The 245-nt window shown below is 60.4% G+C and carries 1 pseudogene; it reads right to left on the reverse strand.

Annotated elements, in window-relative coordinates:
* Positions 1-245: pseudogene (locus SB765_RS32780) on the reverse strand (membrane-bound PQQ-dependent dehydrogenase, glucose/quinate/shikimate family); the annotation flags it as partial.

Consider the following 245-nt stretch of genomic DNA (forward strand, 5'->3'; position numbering starts at 1 on the left):
TCCCACTTCATCCGGCGAGGCGTTACCAAACGGCACATAGACCAGGCCGTTTTTCAGATCGGCGCTCAGGGTGGCCCAGGCGACCGGGGTATCCTGCGGATAGGTTGCCCCTTCAGCGACCGGTGCGGTGTTATCCGGGTTAGCCGGATCGAAGTTCCACACCAGACGACCGCTGACGGCATCATAGGCACGGATCACACCTGATGGGTTACCGCTGTTGAAGCCGTTATCCATCACCGAACCGC

Origin of the sequence: Pseudomonas sp. SIMBA_067, from assembly GCF_046534675.1 — a bacterium.
GTDB lineage: Bacteria > Pseudomonadota > Gammaproteobacteria > Pseudomonadales > Pseudomonadaceae > Aquipseudomonas > Aquipseudomonas putida.